Annotated in this window: 16 protein-coding genes; 2 read left to right on the top strand and 14 right to left on the bottom strand. The window is 51.8% G+C overall.

Going from position 1 to position 15932, the window contains the following annotated elements:
* Positions 1–49 precede the first annotated feature (49 nt).
* The 7 genes from C5S61_RS06675 to C5S61_RS06705 form a co-directional block, all read right to left on the bottom strand.
* Entirely contained in the window at positions 50–700 is a 651-nt protein-coding gene (locus tag C5S61_RS06675; protein ID WP_205701372.1) for a CDP-alcohol phosphatidyltransferase family protein, read from the bottom strand.
* Between the two features lie 18 nt (positions 701–718).
* Positions 719–1837 (bottom strand): glycosyltransferase family 4 protein, encoded by a 1119-nt coding sequence (locus C5S61_RS06680; RefSeq protein ID WP_164689258.1) that lies wholly within the window; start codon positions 1835–1837, stop codon positions 719–721.
* A gap of 10 nt (positions 1838–1847) precedes the next feature.
* Complete coding sequence (locus C5S61_RS06685) at positions 1848–2816, bottom strand: ParB/RepB/Spo0J family partition protein (protein WP_110514282.1); 969 nt, start codon at positions 2814–2816, stop codon at positions 1848–1850.
* A complete protein-coding gene (locus C5S61_RS06690; RefSeq protein WP_110514283.1) occupies positions 2813–3586 on the bottom strand; it encodes a ParA family protein in 774 nt (257 codons plus the stop codon). Before C5S61_RS06690 ends, C5S61_RS06685 begins: the two co-directional genes overlap by 4 nt.
* A gap of 161 nt (positions 3587–3747) precedes the next feature.
* Positions 3748–4701, bottom strand: a complete 954-nt coding sequence (locus C5S61_RS06695) for a PfkB family carbohydrate kinase (RefSeq protein ID WP_110514284.1) — start codon at positions 4699–4701, stop codon at positions 3748–3750.
* 8 nt (positions 4702–4709) lie between these two features.
* The gene (locus tag C5S61_RS06700; RefSeq protein WP_110514285.1) at positions 4710–5720 is read right to left on the bottom strand and encodes a LacI family DNA-binding transcriptional regulator; all 1011 of its coding nucleotides are present in this window, start codon (positions 5718–5720) and stop codon (positions 4710–4712) included.
* Between the two features lie 107 nt (positions 5721–5827).
* A complete protein-coding gene (locus C5S61_RS06705) occupies positions 5828–7489 on the bottom strand; it encodes a protein kinase domain-containing protein (RefSeq protein ID WP_110514286.1) in 1662 nt (553 codons plus the stop codon).
* A gap of 185 nt (positions 7490–7674) precedes the next feature.
* Here C5S61_RS06705 and C5S61_RS06710 point away from each other — a divergent pair, with 185 nt between their 5' ends.
* The gene (locus C5S61_RS06710) at positions 7675–7971 is read left to right on the top strand and encodes a hypothetical protein (protein ID WP_110514287.1); all 297 of its coding nucleotides are present in this window, start codon (positions 7675–7677) and stop codon (positions 7969–7971) included.
* Between the two features lie 94 nt (positions 7972–8065).
* Here the strand turns inward: C5S61_RS06710 and C5S61_RS27390 are convergent, their stop codons facing one another.
* The 7 genes from C5S61_RS27390 to C5S61_RS26780 all read right to left on the bottom strand — a co-directional run bounded on the left by C5S61_RS27390 (position 8066) and on the right by C5S61_RS26780 (position 14456).
* Positions 8066–8416 carry a stage V sporulation protein S gene (locus C5S61_RS27390; protein ID WP_012192314.1) on the bottom strand — a complete coding sequence of 117 codons (351 nt, stop codon included), beginning with the start codon at positions 8414–8416 and terminating at the stop codon, positions 8066–8068.
* A gap of 161 nt (positions 8417–8577) precedes the next feature.
* Entirely contained in the window at positions 8578–10107 is a 1530-nt protein-coding gene (gene rny / locus C5S61_RS06720; protein ID WP_110514288.1) for a ribonuclease Y, read from the bottom strand.
* Between the two features lie 662 nt (positions 10108–10769).
* On the bottom strand, positions 10770–11981 hold the full coding sequence (locus C5S61_RS06725; RefSeq protein ID WP_110514289.1) for a hypothetical protein: 1212 nt from the start codon (positions 11979–11981) through the stop codon (positions 10770–10772).
* Positions 11982–12057: 76 nt separating this feature from the next.
* Entirely contained in the window at positions 12058–13092 is a 1035-nt protein-coding gene (locus tag C5S61_RS06730) for a phosphotransferase (protein ID WP_110514290.1), read from the bottom strand.
* A 64-nt stretch (positions 13093–13156) separates the two neighbouring features.
* Positions 13157–13462 carry a hypothetical protein gene (locus tag C5S61_RS06735; RefSeq protein ID WP_110514291.1) on the bottom strand — a complete coding sequence of 102 codons (306 nt, stop codon included), beginning with the start codon at positions 13460–13462 and terminating at the stop codon, positions 13157–13159.
* Between the two features lie 113 nt (positions 13463–13575).
* Entirely contained in the window at positions 13576–13869 is a 294-nt protein-coding gene (locus C5S61_RS06740; protein WP_110514292.1) for a hypothetical protein, read from the bottom strand.
* Positions 13870–14279: 410 nt separating this feature from the next.
* Positions 14280–14456 carry a hypothetical protein gene (locus C5S61_RS26780; protein ID WP_164689259.1) on the bottom strand — a complete coding sequence of 59 codons (177 nt, stop codon included), beginning with the start codon at positions 14454–14456 and terminating at the stop codon, positions 14280–14282.
* Positions 14457–14853: 397 nt separating this feature from the next.
* On the opposite strand from C5S61_RS26780, the gene C5S61_RS06745 reads away from it, so the two are divergent.
* A complete protein-coding gene (locus C5S61_RS06745; RefSeq protein ID WP_164689260.1) occupies positions 14854–15753 on the top strand; it encodes an IS982 family transposase in 900 nt (299 codons plus the stop codon).
* Positions 15754–15932 lie beyond the last annotated feature (179 nt).

The raw sequence follows: 15932 nt of genomic DNA on the forward strand, positions 1-15932 counted from the left end.
AAAAAAGCCGTGATCAGTTTTGCTGATCACGGCTTTTACGTTTTGCAATTTAGGGCTGTTTGCGGCTGATATTCCAGCGGCTGGTTTTGACTGGCTTGGGTTGCGGGTTGGCTGCTTGTTCAGTCCGCCACACATGATAAATTCGTTGAATGGCCGTGAAATTGGTGAAGATTGCCAAAATCCACAATGCTGCCATTAGCCAGCCAAAAATCAAACATGTGCTGAGAATTGTGATGCGTTCTGGCCGCCCAAGCCAACCAGTTTCGCATGGAATATCCAAGCCTTCGGCGCGCGCCCGAGCATAGCTGACCATGATCGAGCCAATAATTGAGGCATAGACCAAGGTGAGGGCCAAGGTTGTGTTGCCCGTCATTTTGGTGTGAATAAACATCAATAAGCCGAAGAAAACAACCGCCTCGCTGTAGCGATCCATAATTGAATCGAAGAATGCGCCAAAGCGGCTACTCTGATTGGTGGCTCGCGCCAGAGCACCATCAAAGAGATCAAAAATACTGGCCAAAATCAGCAATACGCCACCGACCTGCAAATTGCCATTGGCCAACACAGCCGCCACTCCTGCGGTCAGCAAAACGCCGATGAGAGTCACCATATTTGGCGTAATGCCCAAGCGACCGAGAATTGGAGCTACAAAGTCTTCCATCAAGCGACGGGCCCAGCGTTTAATGCCGGAGCTGTACATAGAGCCTCCTTGAACATCCTAACCAGAGAGAATGCCACGGTAGAAGGCAATCACACGTTGTGCAACTCGCTCCCAAGCATACAGTTGCGCTTTGATTGTACCCGCTTCTGCCATTGCAGCGCGTAAGGATTGATCCTCGATCAGTTGCAAGATCGCAACCGCCAATGCTTGGGCATTGCGCGCTGGCACCAGCAACCCTTGCACGCGATGGTCTAAAACATCACGATAGCCTGGGTTATCAGCAGCTACCACTGCTGCCCCAGCGGCCATGGCTTCAAGCAAGACAATGCCAAAGCTTTCACCACCAGTCGAAGGTGCACAAAAGAGGGTGGTTTGTTGGTAAAGAGCAGCAAGTTGAGTCTTGCTCACATAGCCCAGCCATTCAACATTGCGTATTTGCCATTGGCGAATTGCCGCCAAAAACGGCGTAGGATCGCCGCTGCCAGCAACAACTAAACGCGCATCAGGCCGGGTTCGTTGCACATAGCTCATGGCTTCGAGCAAATAGCGAAAGCCTTTGCGCTCTTCATTGAAGCGCCCAACAAACAAAATTGTTGGGCTGGTGCTGCTCAGGCCATAGCTTGGTTGCTGCGTGCCATAGGTGGCAACATCAACCCCATTGGGAATAATTGTATACTCTGCTGGAAAATAGCGATGGGCAAATTCTTGGGCCGCTGCCGAAACTGCAATTCGTCCATGCAATTTTGGTTCCAAGCGTCGCAGCAGAGCTTGAATGGTGGTGTAGCCAAGCGAGCGCGTGCCCGCAGCGTGAAACGTGCCCACGTTTGGTACGCTCGAACGGCTCAGGAAGGTGGTTGGGAGGGTTGGCGAAAATGGTTCGTGAATATGCGCCAAATCAAAATGTTGCTTTTGCAGAATCTGGCGAATTTTGGGGCCAAGCGTCAGCGAGAGGCTAACCCGTGCTACCGAGCCATTAACCGCCACTGGCGTGACATGGCCCAGCGGAATAAAATCGGGATCAGCTGGCTTGCCCTTGGAATAGGGGGCGATCAGGCTTACCCGATGGCCCCACGCCCGAAAATAGTGGGTTAGTTGATTGACATGCTCGGTAACGCCGCCAGCATAGGCAGCATCGTATGGCCACACGAGGGCAATATGCAATGAATCGCTGGCCATAGGTTGCTCCTCACAAGCTTTCTCCATTGAGCAATGACTCAATCAAGGCAATGAGCTGCTCGTCGGAGTAGAAATCGATGCGCACATAGCCGCCGTTGCCTTGGCGTTTAACCTCAACTTTGGTTCCAAGCTGACGGGTCAGTTGATCAACCGCATCAGTATCGTCAACGCTTGGCACAACTGGCTCTGTTGGCGCAACATTGCGCGTGGCTGGCGTTGGCGTTGGCACACCATTGCGCCGCGATGCTCGGGGAGCAGCTCCACGTTGCTGAATTGCAATCCGTGCTTGGGCTGGCGTTTGATCTTCGTGCTTAATCAATTGGGCCATTTTTTCGGCCTCGCGCACCGAAAGCCGAAACTCCAAAATTTGCTCCATGGCCAAAATTTGGGTTCGCTCATCGTCAATCGTGATGAGTTGCTTGAGATGCCCCGCCGTTAGTTGCTGCTCCATCACTGCTTGTTGCAAGGCCGCAGGCATTTTGAGCAAACGCAAGGCATTGGTAATTGCCGGGCGGCTTTTGCCCACCCGCTCGGCAATTGCTTGCTGGGTTAGGCCAAACTCATCGTGCAACAACTGATAGGCTTGGGCTTCTTCCAAGGGGTTCAAATCGGCGCGTTGGATATTTTCGACCAAGGCCAATTCAAGCCGCTCTTGGGGCGTAACCTCTTTGATAATAACCGGAACTTCGCTTAGCCCAGCTTGTTGCGCTGCCCGCCAGCGGCGTTCGCCAGCGATCAACTCATAGCCAGTGGCAGTGCGCGTTACCACCAAAGGCTGCAAAATGCCATGGATCGCAATCGAAGCGCTCAATTCCTCAAGCGCTTCGGGAGTGAAAATTTGGCGGGGTTGATGCGGATTGGCTTCGATTGATTCAATCGGCACGGTCTGCAATGCGCCCACAATTGGAGCCTGTGTGCTTGGATCAGGGCGAATTAACGCACCTAAGCCTTGACCCAAACCGCGTTTTTTGGGGTTCATGCTGCCTCCAGCCTGCGACTTAGTTCGTCGACCAACATGCTATAGGCCAGCGCACCTTTGCTGGCTGGGTCATACTCGCGAATCGTTTGGCCATGGCTGGGGGCTTCACTCAAGCGAATCGAGCGCGGAACTAAGGTATTGAAAATTCGTTGCGGGAAATATTGGCGCACTTCGGCCACTACCTGTTGCGCCAAGTTCGTCCGCCCATCGTACATCGTCATCACCACCCCTAAAATATTCAAATCGGGGTTGAGCGATGTGCGCACCAGATCGATGGTGTTTTTGAGCTGCGCCAAGCCTTCCAAGGCCAAATATTCGCATTGCAATGGGATAATGACCCCATGCGCTGCACACAAGGCGTTCAAGGTGAGCAAGCCCAACGATGGCGGGCAATCAATCATAATGGTGTCGAAGGATGATCCAATCGGAGCTAAGGCATCACGCAAACGATGCTCACGCCGATGCTCATCGACTAATTCAACTTCAGCGCCAGCCAATTCAACCGTTGCTGGCAACAGCTGCAATTGCTCACGCCCAGTTGCGGTTACGACAATTTCGGTCGGCGCATTGCCCAAAAGCACATCATAAATCGTGGCTTTAAGCGCTTTTTTATTAATTCCCAAACTGGTCGTGGCATTGCCCTGCGGATCAAGATCGATCACCAATACCCGTTGGCCGCGGGCTACAAGCTCCGCAGCGATATTCACGGTCGAGGTGGTTTTGCCAACGCCGCCTTTTTGATTTGCTACTGCAATAATTCGTGGTGTCATACACTTATTTCACAACATATATCTCGCGCCGAATTGTACCATACCATCAGCGTTTGGTCTTGTCTATCACGAGCGTATTTTGGCTTAATTGGGGTTAATTAGCAGCCAGCAACCGCTTTTTGGGTGCTGGCACTACGATTTGGCTTAGCAAAGCCAAGGCGCTATTGTTGGCGAAATTGCTCGATTTGCGCTGCTGTTGGCAGTCCAGGAATCGCCCCGCGCACTAAGGTGGCTAAGGCTCCTGCAATCGATGCACGGTGTAACGCATGTTCAAAATGTGCTTGATTGTGGGCCAAAGTTGGTTGCTGAATCAATTGGGCTAACAAGCAGGCCACAAAGCTATCGCCAGCACCAGTTGCATCAATCGCCTGCACTGTGGGCGCGGCAATTCGCCCTGATCCAGCTGCCGTCTGATACCAACAGCCTGCGCTGCCATCGGTTACAACAATCACTTGGCTGCGAGCATGCCACAAGCTTTGCGCTGCCGCCAAGGGATCAGCCAGCGCCGTCAGGAACTCGGCTTCTTCGCGGCTAAGTTTGATAATTTGGGCATAGGGCAGCAGTTTCAGCATCATGCTGCGCGCTGCTTCCAACGATGGCCACAGCGCTGCCCGCAAATTGGGATCAAACGAAAGCAGCATGTTATTGGCTTGCGCCAACTCAATTGCCTGCAAGGTGGTTTGATAGCCCAACTCGTTGCTGGCACTGATCGAGCCAAAGTGCAGCAGTTTGGCCTTGGCAAATTGGCGTGGGTCGAGGTCGCTTGGCGCAAAAAACATATCGGCACTTGGATGGCGATAAAACATAAAATCGCGCTCGCCATCTGCTTGCAAGGCCACAAATGCCAAGGCGGTGCGGGCTTGTTCAGTGCGGCGCAGGCCTTGGATGTCAACCTGGTGGGTTGCCAAGGTTTCAGCCAGAAAATCGCCAAAAGCATCGGCCCCGACCATGCCCAAAAAAGCACTGCTAACGCCCAAACGAGCCAAGCCTACCGCGACATTGGCTGGCGCGCCACCAGCTGCTCGTTGCCACAATGGCGTATTTGCCACGCCCAAACCTGCTTCGGTTGGCACAAAATCAACCAATAATTCACCAAGACATAACGCCTGTGTCATGCGATCTCCTATGCCTTGCTTGGCTTGGCACTGCTGGCCCGTTCGATTAAGCTGACCGCCAAGGTATGTAGGGTTGGGCGGCGCGTGCCTTCGTTGAGCGCTGCGAGCAGCACCTCTGCTCCTTTGCGTCCCATCTGCTCCATTGGTTGATGAATCGTGGTTAACCCAATCAGCTGCGCCATTTCAAGATCGTCATAGCCAACCACGGCCAAATCCTCGCCTGCCTTCAAGCCGCGTTCGCGCAAAGCATCAATGACACCAAACGCCAGATCGTCGTTGGCTGCAAAGATCGCGCTTGGCGGCTCGGCCAAATCGAGCAGTTCAAGCGCTGCCTGATGGCCCCAATCGCGACGGTCAAAGCCAGCGCGCAGATACTCGGCCTGCACTGGCAGATGATGGGCGGTTAAGGCAGCCTCGTAGCCGCGCTGCCGATCGCGGTTGACGGTAAAGCCCAAATCTGGCTCCAACTGCCCAGAGATAAAGCCAATTCGTTGATGGCCTTGGCTAATCAGATGTTCGACCGCCTTGAATGCGCCGCCCACGTTATCGACGACCACCGAAGGCAAATTGCTGGCTTGGGTATCGATCATCACGGCGGGCAAGTTGGCTGCTTGCAAACGTTTGATTTCTGGTGGTGCTAAGGGCAGCGAAACAATCAACAAGCCGTCGGTGCGGCCCAAAAATGGCAGCGTATTAAAGTAGCGCGTGCGTTGCTCAGGCGAATCAACATTAAAAATAATCAGCTGATAGTCGGAATTGGCTACAACCGATTCGATGCCGCGCAGAACTTCAATAAAAAATGGCCGCGTGAGGAAGGGCAGAATAATTGCAATTGCATTGGTTTTGGCAGTTACTAATTGCCGCGCAGCATGATTTGGCCGATAGCCAAGCTCATCAATGACCGCCAGAACTCTGGCCCGAGTTTCCGGCAGGACGTTCGGCGATTCGTTGAGCACCCGCGAAACTGTCGCGATGCCAACACCCGCCCGTTTTGCCACATCTTTAATCGTATATGCCATGGGGGTGTCCTCTCGAATGAGCCATGGAAACGTTTTCAGAGCATCTTAGCCTGAATGTAGTAGGCTTGTCAAGCGATCATACCATGGTCATGCAAAAGGGCAATGATTTAGGGTTGACTATAGACAACGACCCAATAATGGCCGTAGGTTGCTTGGGCATTTTGGGCATGGCCGATGCCAAACTCGCTAATGTTGGGGCTGAGCAAATTGGCCTGCAAGCCGGGGTCGTTGATCAGCGCGTCGAAGGCAGCTTGGGCATTGCTATGGCCAGCGCTAATATGCACATTCCAGAAGCTGCTAATGTGATTTGCTTGACGCAACAAATCGCCAATTGTTTGGCCAGCAGGGGTCATGTTGCTAAAATAGTTATTGTTGGCCATATCGGCGCTATGGGCTTGGGCCACGCTTTGCACTTGGGGTTGCAAAAGTAAAGGTGGTAGCCCATTTTGGCTGCGAAATTGATTGATTAAATCGGCCAATTGGTTAATTTCGGGCGCTAAGGCTTGAGTTGGCTCGGCAGTTGGTTCAGCGGTTGGCGGCACGAGGGTTGGCTCGGCAGTTGGTTCAACAACAGCGGTTGGCGCTTCGGGCGTTGGCGCTGTGCTCGGAGTTGGCTCGCTGGTAGCGGGAACTATGCTGGCAGTTGGTTCAGTCGATGGCAAATTAATAATTGCAATAACCTGAGCCGTGGCAGTCGAATCAACTGCACCCGCCGAGCGCATGCTCAACATAACTTGTGTGCCAATTAAGCCAACCACAATCAACAAGCCAAAAATGCCAATATACCAGCGGGCTTTGCTTTTGGCTGGCGCAGCTTCGGCTAGGCTTGGGGTGTTGAGTGCAATCGTCGCCTTGCCTGCACTCGAGGCGAGCTGTGGCCCACGAATTGTATTGTTTTCGTTGATGGCTGGGCTGGCTGGGCTTGGGTTTTTGAGTAATTGCAAGGCTTTTTGGGCCGAATCAGGCCGTTTATTTGGATCAAGCTCGAGCAATTGCAACATAAGTGCATCTAACGCTGCTGGCACATTATCGGCCAACTCGCTCGGGCGACGCAGCCGAATATGGCCGGAAATACGTGATTCTGCTGGAACTGGCGAATGGCCGGTTAGCATGTGGTAGGCGGTTGCGCCAAGGCTATACAAATCGGAGCGGGCATCGGTGGCGCGACCGCGCGATTGCTCAGGCGAGGCATAAAACAGCGAAAACGCTTTGGCGGCGGTTTCGGTGCTTTGGCTCCGTTTGGCAATGCCAAAATCGAGCAGTACCAAGCGATCGTCGGCGGTCCGCTTAATATTTTCGGGCTTAATATCGCGATGAATAATATTGAGCGCATGCAATTGGGCTAATTGACCAAGCATCACGTTTAGAAAATGCTCGACCACGTTTGCCGCTAAGCGCTCGTGGGCCTCGATTAATGAACCAACGGTTGTGCCGCTGACAAACTCCATCACCAAAGCAATGATGTTGCCCTCGCTCCAAATATCATAGACCTCGGGAATAAAGGGCAAATGGCGCGCATGTTGGGCCAGAATTTGGGCCTCGACCGTGACCTGTTCGCGCATAGCTGGCGAATTTGCAGTAATCAATTTAATCGCATAATGGCGGGCTAAATCGACATCGAATGCTTCGTAAACCACACCAAAACCGCCTTGGCCAAGCAGGCTTTTGACGCGATAGCGATTGCGCAGCAGCAAGGGTTGATGGCATTGTGGACAACGAACATCCGTTGCTGCCACAACGGTTTGACATGCATAACAGTTGATCGACATAGAGCCACCTGTCGTAAACCAAGCGAACCAATAGCCCTAGCCTACACCAAGTATGTGGCCCAATGCAATGGATAATCAGGCCTATATTGCGACCCACGACCCTTGGCCATCTGGCTGTTAAAGCAGCTCAAAATGCTGCCGCTGGCTGTGAATTCTGCTACAATAGAACTATGATAAAACTACTGATGAGTTGGAATATAGCAGAAGGCCGCGAGCAAGCTCATCTTGAGTATGTCACGAGTGAGTTTGTTCCAGCCCTGATGAAGCATGGCGCAATTAGCGATGCTTGGCTTTCGCTGGGCGGAACGCCTGAGGCCCCAGAGATGATCCTCGGGATCACCTCGGATGAAGAGATTGAACTACGCTCATTTTTGCAAAGCAACGAATGGCAAGAACTCAGCGTCAAGCTCAGCCGCCATGTTGCTGATTTTCGCTACTGGTTTACCAAAAAAATACAGAACCCTGGTGGGTTTCAGATGTAGCCTAAAACGCATCAAGGCGATCGAGCATCAGCCCAATCGCCTTGATTTATGGTGCCAACAGCAATTGCTCGGCATGCAACCGCCCCAACCTGCTTTAGCCTTTTTTGATCAACAAGCGAATTGCCGTGCGTTCCTCTTCATCGATGGCAACATCAATAAATGATGGGACGCAAACAATATCGATGCCTTCTTCTTGAAGGTATGAACGTGCGATTGCAACCGCTTTAATCGCTTGATTGGTTGCACCAGCGCCGATCGATTGAACTTCGGCATGGCCAGCTTCGCGAATAACTCCGGCAATGGCCCCGGCAACAGCCGATGGGCGTGAACGGGTTGAGACCTTTAAAACTTCTGCATCGTTGTGTACTGCGCCAGCATTGCTGGGCGCATCGGCTGAAGTGGTCCGTTGGTCGTCGTTGCTAAAGCGATCAAGTTGATACGCCATTGCTGCCTCCTTGAAAAGGAACGGTAGAGATTGCTGTCATGCACGCATCGCGCCTTCTCAGGTTGAGGGAAAGAGCGTTGAACAGCCGCTTGCCAAGCAGCATGTTCACGCTGGTTTTGGGCCAGCGTTGCCCTTTCCCTCAGACACAGAGCTTCGCCTACTTACCGTGCATAATCAACCGCACGGGTTTCGCGGATGACGGTAACTTTGATTTGACCTGGATATTGCAGGGTACTCTCGATCTTTTTGGCCACTTCGCGGGCCAAATGGATACTTTCGAGATCGTCAAGCGCGTCGGGTTGCACCATAACCCGGACTTCCCGACCTGCTTGAATTGCGAATGCCCGTTGAACACCAGGAAACGATGTGGCGACATGTTCAAGAGCTTCGAGCCGCTTGATGTAGAGATCGATGGTCTCGCGGCGGGCACCTGGGCGACCCCCAGAGATGGCATCGGCGGCTTGAACAAGAAAGGCCTCAACAGTTTGAGGTTCCTCATCGTTATGATGGGCAGCAATTGCATGAACTACCGCCGCGTTGCGGCCAAGCCGTCGGGCAATATCTGCGCCGATTAACGCGTGCGGCCCTTGTACATCGTGGTCAATGGCTTTTCCAATATCATGGAGCAGGGCTGCGGTCTTGGCAACCTGCACATTCGCGCCCAGTTCTGCTGCCATCGCTCCTGCCAAAAAGGCACATTCTAACGAATGTTGCAACACATTTTGGCCGTAGCTGGTACGATATTTCAACCGCCCCAGAATCTTCATCAGATCTGGATGAAGGCCTTGGACGTTGGCTTCGTAGGCCACGCGTTCGCCTTCTTCGCGGATTATTTGCTCAAGGTCTTGGCGGGTTTTATCAGCGACTTCCTCAATGCGGGCGGGGTGAATCCGACCGTCTTTCAACAGGCGGTTCAGGGTTAGGCGAGCCACTTCACGACGTACTGGGTCGTGACATGAGAGCGTGACCGCTTCGGGCGTGTCGTCGACAATAATATCGACCCCGGTAATTTGTTCGAAGGCTCGAATATTGCGGCCTTCGCGCCCGATAATCCGTCCTTTGAGTTCCTCGCTGGGCAGTTGTACCGTGCTTACAGTAATTTCGGCGACATAATCCGATGCACAGCGTTGGATCGCCAACCCAACGATTTTGCGTGCAATCCGGTCACCATCGAGCTTTGCTGCCGCTTCGATTTCGTGGATGCGGCGAGCAGCTTCGGCACGGGTTTCTTGTTCAACACGAGTCAGAATGATTTCACGTGCTTGTTCGTTAGTGAGACCTGCGACCCGCTCCAGCTCAGCTTGTTGGGCTGTGCGGAGGCGTTCGGCTTCAGTGTGTAAGTTTTCGACCGCTCGCTCGCGCTGGCCTAACTGCCGATCGCGCTTTTCGGTTTGGTCGAGCTTACGTTCTAGAGTTTCTTCTTTGCGATTGACCCGTTCTTCTTGTTTTTGCAAGCGGACGCGGGCTTCGCGGAGTTCGTTTTCACCAACTTCCCGCAACTGTTGTTGTTCTTCGCGGGCTTTTAATTGCAATTGTTTGTACTCAGTCTTGGCTTGTTCTAATTGTAGTTGTGCTGCTGCTTCAGCTTGGGCGAGTGCTACACCAGATTTTTTTGTTAACCAAACATAGGCACCGCCTGCGCCTGCAGCTAGGCCAATGAGTAAAGCCAGAGCTGGAAGGATAAAGTCCACAGGGTTTCCTCCTGGCTCAATTGTTAAGGTTCACCGACGAAATGGCACGATGATAAGCTGTGTTAAGAGTTTGCTAAGAATTCCGTTTCCTGCCGTATCATAGACGTTTTGCTAGGTAGTGTCAAGCTGATACGTGATACAGATTAATCCCTTGGTGTTATCCCTCTGATCCTACACCATAAGCAGTTTCGTATCCCCTTTATGTGGGATGATTAATGGGGGATATTTTCTCCAAGTTTCTCTATATTCTCTCCATTTAGGCGCATTTTTCTCTAAACTTGGGTCAATTGCCACGAGCATTATGATCATTATGCTAAATTGAACATAGCGCTACAAGGAAAATATTTCCTAACATTTCTATACACTCATCGGTATAAATGTTCGTTGATGTGCGTTGTTTGGTACTGGTTTGGCATGTCAAACCGCAGCATGATCGCTCGCCAGCACCACATTTGTTCGTTGTACTGGCTGTTTTTGCCTAAAATTGTTACAAAATCTTAATCAAAGCTCGATTGGAGGCAGGATACTGGGAATAGCGAAGCCAAGCTTATATCTGGCCGATGTGCCCGCAGCTGGAGCAGCCAACCCTTGAGGCCGATGCCCCTGACTTGTTTGTGGTCTCCCCACAGGATGCGTCTTTTTGAGGCAATCCTTCCCATCACTCAAACAGGCTTTTCCAACTCCAAGAGCATCGCTCTGCTGATGTTTCTCTGTATTTCCAAAAGACCGCAATACTCATCCAGTGTATCAACAAAGCTCTGCCAGAGCAGCGCCCGCGTTACGGGGTCGCCAACGAGCGCATCAAACTGTTGCTTTTTGGTTCGCTTGGCGTGCGAGAGACCCCCATAGACCCACAGATCAAACACCTGCCGTTGGGTGAGCGGCTTGTCGATACTGCCGATCACGTTCCCATCGGTATCGATGACCTGCTCTCGATTAACCAGCTCCGTAACTCCATCCAATGCAATATTGTACACATTTCGATTCGCGAGATAGCGGCGGGCATGCTCGGTGCCAATCGTTGCAGCTTGGTAGTGTTGCGCGAGATTTTCCAGTGAACATTCTTCGCTATCGTCGAGGAAGCACCGCATGGTCAGCACAAACGCAGCGGTTACTTCAGAGCTGGGTCCTAGGGCTAGCGCATTGGACAGATACTGGTCATTGGCTGCACGCGCTGCCCGTATTTTGGCTTCGTTCCGACGTTTTACTAGGGACTGGACAAAGGACAATTTCCATTGAGATCGATTCTGGAGTCTGTAGGTGCGATCTTCCCATAGTTTGGCTTCTTTCTCGCGCTCCCTGATGTGTTGGACAAAGGATAAGCCCAACAGCGTATCCACCTTCTCATTAAAGCGTCGCAGGATATCGATAAAGTTCTCAATGGTCGATGGCATGGCGCGCCGTAACACCGCCCCGTAGATCACGAACCGCTCTCCAACCGCCGTGATACGCTGAAATAGGAGATCCTCGGCGTGGGCTTCCAGCGATTGCTTGAACGCAAGAACTTCGTTTCGTACGTCGCCCTCAACCTGAATCCTCACCATGGCTTTTATGATTCTCCTATACTGTTCATCGTCCGGAGATGATTCTGGGGTGGCGTGCAAGAGCTTCGCCCCCTTAGTGAGGAGATCACCGTAGTTATCTTGAAGGGTTAACATTCCCGTCATTCCATAATGGAGTTTGGGCATGCTCACGTTATACGCGCTAATCGCCATCACCACAAAAGCGCCCTTGCTCGCCATGGACGTTTTGTCGGGAAGGCGAATTTCGAGGATATCCCCGATACAAATATCCGTGAGTGCCCGTCCAGCGACGTGCCACTCGGTTGAACCACGCTGTTCCACATTGACTATATCAAAGGCTAGATTGTTCATGGTATTTCCCTCGTTTCAGTGCGTGCTCGACTTTGGGCAATAGAGTGCTCATTTGAGCCATAAAGCTCCACAAAGCTTAAGCAAAACAGGTTTGCAGTAATTCGCTCAATTGGTCTTGATGGTTGTTCATCCATGTTTTGCTCGCTTGCATGCGGCCAATTGCCTGCGCCAAACTCGTGTGGCTCGGCAGTTCGGGCTTGCTGATGGCCCAAATCAGCGGGATAGCGGTGCGCAAGCCAATTAACTGGGGCATGGCGACAATTTCCTGAGGGGTGAGCTTAATCCATTCTGCATAGCCACGGCAAAATTGCTCAGCCACCACCCACGGATTGGCCGGATTGCTATCGAGTTGCATGGTCATACGCAAGGCCATAGCCACATCGAGCGCACGCGCCGCTGGGCAGGAAAATTCAAAATCGAGAATCGCGGTTACCCGTTCGTCGCGCATGAGGATGTTTGGTGGTGCAAAGTCGTTATGGCACACTTGCTGAGGCAAGGCGGGATATTCATTCGCTACAAATGCCATGAGGTTGGCTGCTTCGCTGCGCCACCACGCCCAGAGTTCCGCGTCGCTGGCCGAGCCGCCAAACTGAGCAGCCGCTAGTTGCAGCGAGTCATAGCGGGGCTTGGCATAGTTAAGCAAGGACTGAAACAACGCATAGGGGCGACGATGCTGTACGGGACGGGCTTGCAGCAGCGTCTGCAATTCTCCAAGTGCCGTACCCATGGCGTAGGCCCATTGGTTTATTGCTGGGTGATGCTGGCCGTTGGGCAGCAGCCGAAATTCTGGCGCTTCTCCAGCAATAAAAGGGGTCAGGGTATAGAGAATATCCCCAACGTTAAGCGTATAATAGATAGATCGTCCTCGTAGCGGCATCGGCACGGCAAACGAGGTTGGTCGCCACGATAGCCAGCGCACCAACTGCTGTTCATAGAATAGCGCCGCTTCATCATGATCCACGGCGTAGTACTTCAATACAAAATCGCCATTCGCCGTCTGAAGATGCAGATTCTGATGATTAACACTAGGAAGCTGAGCAACCACCTGAACCGGGGCGATCAGATTAAACTGTTCAATTGCGTGAGCAACAATTGTATCGCTAGTGGACATAACTATATCTCCCTAATCTCTTGTTAGACAGCAACTCGTTATGGGTGCAAGAAGGGGTTGCTCTTCACAGTTGGAGCGAAGTCCGGCACAGCGGCTCAAGTTCGGGCCAACGGCGAACAATCTGTTCAGCGATTGCATGGCGTTCTGCATCCGATTCCAGCAAGGCCATTCCTCTGATTGAAAGGGCAACTTGGGCTTTTTTCACATGATTAGCGGAGATCCAACCACGGACAACCCGCTGCAAATCCATTTCAGGATCATCAATCAGCCAGATCATATCGTCGAGGATTTCGGCAAAAAATTCTGGTGGAGTATGAGGAGCTAGGTGTCCAAACAGCGAGTCAATGGCTGCATCCATAGTTAGGCTCATCGAATCTCCTTGTTGCGTATGTACCAACGTGCTTGCTCCTAGACATTGTTTTTTCGCATAATTAGGAAATCTAGCTACGATAACTGTTAGCGTTTATGCCGTTCCTAAGCTTGCTATTTATTGCACAGTAGGGCGAGGTCGGGCCAGCGCTCGATAATTCGATTAATGATTGCATGAGATGCTGCATCCGATGGTACAGCGAACGCCTCGGTTGTCGAGAGGGCAATTTTCACTTTCTCCTTATTATCGGAATGGAGCCAGTCGCGCATAATCCGATACATACTTACGCGCTTCTCATCAACGAGCCAAGTCAACTGGTCGATGATTTCGGCAAAAAAGACTGGCGGTGTATGCGGCGATAGACGGCTTAATACGTATTCTAAGGCCTCATCAAGGCTGGTAGTCATAGGCGCTCCTGTGGATTATCGTCAGATTGCTATACTTGCTCTAGCGAGGATTGGTTCACTGCTTTCGTGGAGCGGAATGTTAACGCAGCGGCGCAGAGGAACCGATGGCTTTTGGCGATAGGCTATGGGCTTTGGGCAGATAATCAAACCAATCTGTGGGAATCTGTGGCAAAAAATCAACCTTCGCGATCTTCGCGTGCTTCGCGGTTTCCGTTCTTCGTGTCCTTCGTGGATTGGAGTTTTAACGCAGCGGCGCAGAGCAACCGAAGAATGAAGGATGAGGGATGAGGGATGAATGCAAAAGTCAGAAATCAACAGCCCAAAGCCAAGAGCCAAGAGCCAAAAAACTTAACTTCGCGATCTTCGCGGTTCCCGTTCTTCGTGCTCTTCGTGTCCTTCGTGGATCAAACTTATTTACCGATTCGCATGGATTGCGCGAGCAGGCCGATTAACACCTGCCCACCCTTAATATTGCGCAAGACTGTGCCCATGCCAACGACCGAGCGCTGATCGCCTGGAGCAGTAAGGAGCGCCAGTGATGGGAGTTCGATGGTTGCTTCTCGGTTGGGGTACTGCTCAAGATACATCTTGCTCCGCGTTTACCTATTTCTGTTGCTGAACAAAGATTATTGAAGGATCTGGTTAGTTTTAGGCCTTGCATTATCATCTGGGGGAAGCTCAATGGGCAGAGTCATAAGTAATATACATACACATAGCATCACTACTATACCTATTAGCCAAACACCGTACCTTAACTGCTGAATACGTTGGCGATTCTCGGCAGCGGACAATTCAGTTGCTTTGTAGTCATAGGGTATCCTTACCAAACTATAATTAGCATATTTATGATTCAGATGATGACTTTATGGATGCCTTAAACAATAGGTACGCCTGATGTGAGTTATTCCGAAAGGATCGCTTGACAAACAACGACGGAAGTCCCACGATGGACGTGCTTAATCACCATCAATAGGAGTTCCGTCCATGGCTAGTATAGCATTTTCTGACCTGATCACGATCGTTTATGTGCTGGTTGACGATTGGTATCAGTCGACCATACTCCATCCCATGCCAGCCGTCCCTGGACCAGCACTGGCACCAAGCGCGGTGTTAACGATTCTCTTGGCCATGGATCTCGTCCCGTTTCCCAGCGAAACGGGGTTTCTAGGCTTTCTGCGGGCAACCCATGGTGATTTATTTCCGACCCTGCCGCATCAAAGCCAATGCAATCGCCATGCCCATCGGCTGCGCGGCTTGCTTGAACCGCTGCGGCGGTCGTGGCTCCAATCATGGGCAACGGTCACCCGTCCGCAGGTCATTCTCGATACGAAACCGATTCCGGTCGTTGGGTATACCCGTCCCAAAACCCGCAGCGATTTCGCCGGCAGTGCCAGCTACGGGTACTGTGTCAGCCGCAAACTGCACTATTTTGGCTATAAACTGGTGATGCTCACGACCCTCGATGGCATTCCCGTCGCCTATGACCTCGTGCCTGCCCATACGGACGAACGCGCCGCTGCGGATGAAATTCTCGACCACATTACCAATGCCGATGTGTGGGCGGATAAAGGCTTTCTCGGTGAACGCTGGCAACAAGCCGTACGAGACGCAACGAAGAATCGCATCTGGACAGCGAAACGCCACAATCAACGGCGGACTCCCGCGCCATTTGATGCTCTGCTCGGGGCGATCCGTGAACGGATCGAAGGGACGTTTCATGAACTGCAAAACACGGGACGGCACGTCGAGCGTTTGTTGGCCAAAACGGTGGAAGGCTTGGCGACCCGCATTGCGAGTAAAGTGACCCATTTGGTCTTGAAAGCGGTGTTGCGTGCACGATTTGGCATTGATGTGCTGACATTCACTATTCTTCAGGCAGCTTAACTCACATCAGGCTATAGGTATATATCGATATATCTAAATAATCAATGATGCCAAAAAAACCATATCTCATTTAATCCTATACTCGAATACTAAATTAACTAGATTGATCAATCCTTACTCTGGTTGATTCCAATCAGAGTAAGGATTGATCGGTTGTAAGCGAGCGTAGCTAGCTATTG

The organism is Herpetosiphon llansteffanensis, from assembly GCF_003205875.1.
Lineage (GTDB): Bacteria > Chloroflexota > Chloroflexia > Chloroflexales > Herpetosiphonaceae > Herpetosiphon > Herpetosiphon llansteffanensis.

Bases quoted from the DNA above. Each gene is read 5' to 3' on its own strand.
- C5S61_RS06675 (WP_205701372.1), bottom strand. From the start codon at position 700: ATGTACAGCTCCGGCATTAAACGCTGGGCCCGTCGCTTGATGGAAGAC.
- C5S61_RS06680 (WP_164689258.1), bottom strand. From the start codon at position 1,837: ATGGCCAGCGATTCATTGCATATTGCCCTCGTGTGGCCATACGATGCT.
- C5S61_RS06685 (WP_110514282.1), bottom strand. From the start codon at position 2,816: ATGAACCCCAAAAAACGCGGTTTGGGTCAAGGCTTAGGTGCGTTAATT.
- C5S61_RS06690 (WP_110514283.1), bottom strand. From the start codon at position 3,586: ATGACACCACGAATTATTGCAGTAGCAAATCAAAAAGGCGGCGTTGGC.
- C5S61_RS06695 (WP_110514284.1), bottom strand. From the start codon at position 4,701: ATGACACAGGCGTTATGTCTTGGTGAATTATTGGTTGATTTTGTGCCA.
- C5S61_RS06700 (WP_110514285.1), bottom strand. From the start codon at position 5,720: ATGGCATATACGATTAAAGATGTGGCAAAACGGGCGGGTGTTGGCATC.
- C5S61_RS06705 (WP_110514286.1), bottom strand. From the start codon at position 7,489: ATGTCGATCAACTGTTATGCATGTCAAACCGTTGTGGCAGCAACGGAT.
- C5S61_RS06710 (WP_110514287.1), top strand. From the start codon at position 7,675: ATGAGTTGGAATATAGCAGAAGGCCGCGAGCAAGCTCATCTTGAGTAT.
- C5S61_RS27390 (WP_012192314.1), bottom strand. From the start codon at position 8,416: ATGGCGTATCAACTTGATCGCTTTAGCAACGACGACCAACGGACCACT.
- C5S61_RS06725 (WP_110514289.1), bottom strand. From the start codon at position 11,981: ATGAACAATCTAGCCTTTGATATAGTCAATGTGGAACAGCGTGGTTCA.
- C5S61_RS06730 (WP_110514290.1), bottom strand. From the start codon at position 13,092: ATGTCCACTAGCGATACAATTGTTGCTCACGCAATTGAACAGTTTAAT.
- C5S61_RS06735 (WP_110514291.1), bottom strand. From the start codon at position 13,462: ATGAGCCTAACTATGGATGCAGCCATTGACTCGCTGTTTGGACACCTA.
- C5S61_RS06740 (WP_110514292.1), bottom strand. From the start codon at position 13,869: ATGACTACCAGCCTTGATGAGGCCTTAGAATACGTATTAAGCCGTCTA.
- C5S61_RS26780 (WP_164689259.1), bottom strand. From the start codon at position 14,456: ATGTATCTTGAGCAGTACCCCAACCGAGAAGCAACCATCGAACTCCCA.
- C5S61_RS06745 (WP_164689260.1), top strand. From the start codon at position 14,854: ATGGCTAGTATAGCATTTTCTGACCTGATCACGATCGTTTATGTGCTG.